The sequence below is a fragment of the Chromobacterium sp. ASV23 genome, assembly GCF_016428945.1.
GTDB classification, from domain to species: Bacteria; Pseudomonadota; Gammaproteobacteria; order Burkholderiales; family Chromobacteriaceae; genus Chromobacterium; species Chromobacterium sinusclupearum.
On record NZ_JAELTR010000129.1, the window covers coordinates 1 to 1,584 of the forward strand.

Here is a 1,584-nt window from a genome sequence, read left to right on the forward strand (position 1 = left end):
GCAACGAGTCCGAGGGCGGCGACAACGGCAAGCCGATCGATCCGTCTGCCAAGCCGGTGGTGAAGGCATTGAAGGTCAAGGGTCCGCTCGAAGTGGGCAAGGACCTGACCGGTACTTACCAGTTTGACGCCAACAACGGCAACGGTACCGACAAGTCGACCTTTGCCTGGGGCGAGAAAGGCAAGACCGACGCGGCCAAGGGCGAGACCGTCGCCCAGTCGGGTACCGTGCCGGCGCACACCATCGTGGCGGCGGATGCCGGCAAGGTGCTGGAAGTGGGCGTGCAGGCGAAGAACGGGGCCAATGTGGTGGGCAACACAGCCAAAGTGGCGACCGATGGTTCGATGTCTGAGAACGAAGGCGGCGGCAACGAAACCGAGGGCGGCGACAACGGCAAGCCGCTCGATCCGTCTGCCAAGCCGGTGGTGAAGGCGTTGAAGGTCAAGGGCCTGCTCGAGGTTGACCAGGATCTGACGGCGGCCTACCAGTTTGATGCCAACAACGGCAACGGTACCGACAAGTCGACGTTTGCCTGGGGCGAGAAGGGCAAGACCGACGCGGCCAAGGGCGAGACCGTTGCCCAGTCTGGCGTGGTACCGGCGTATAAGATTGTCCCACCCGACGCAGGTAAGGTGTTGGAGGTGGCGGTGCAGGCCAAGAACGGCGCCAATGCGGTGGGTAATACCGCCAAGGTGGCGACGGATGGTTCGATGTCTGAGAACGACGGTGGCGGCAACGAAACCGAAGGTGGTGACAACGGCAAGCCTCTTAATCCGTTGGCGCCGCCGGTAGTGAAGGCCCTGAAGGTTAAAGGCACGCTGGAAGTAGGTAAAGACCTGACCGGTGAGTACCAGTTTGATGCCAACAATGGAGACCGTACTGATGCCTCCACTTATGCCTGGGGCGTAAAGAGTACGATAGAACCGGCCAAAGGCAAAAGAGTGGTCAAGTCTGGTGAAGTGCCGGCCTACACCATTTCTGCTGATGATGCTGGCTTAGTGTTGGAGGTGGGCGTACAGGCCAGGAATGGAGCTAGTAAGGTTGGTAATACCGTCATGGCGGCGACAGATGGTACGCTGACGGACAATCCGGATGGCGGCAACGAAACCGAAGGCGGCGAAAACGGCAAGCCAATTGATCCGACGGCCAAGCCAGAAGTCTCCGCGCTGAAACTGAAGGGTCAGCTCGAAGTGGGTAAGGACCTGACCGGTAGCTACCAATTTGCTGCCCACGGTGGCAATAGTACCGACAAGTCGACGTTTGCCTGGGGCGAGAAGGGTAAGACCGACGCAGCCAAGGGCGAGACTGTCACCAAGTCTGGTGAAGTGAACGCACACAAGATTGTGGCGGCTGACGCCGGCAAGGTGTTGGAACTTGCAATTCAAGCCAAGAACGGCGCGGGCACGGTGGGTAACACCGCCAAGTTGGCGACCGATGGGCCGGCGAATGATGGAAATGGCGGCGGCAACGAGTCCGAGGGCGGCGACAACGGCAAGCCGATCGATCCGTCTGCCAAGCCGGTGGTGAAGGCATTGAAGGTCAAGGGTCCGCTCGAAGTGGGCAAGGACCTGACCGGTACTTACC

1 protein-coding gene is annotated in these 1,584 nt (G+C 60.3%); it reads left to right on the plus strand.

The features are described 5' to 3' along the window. Positions 1-1,584: hypothetical protein (locus JHD59_RS21870; protein WP_199155819.1), on the plus strand; the 1,584-nt coding region annotated here is incomplete at both ends.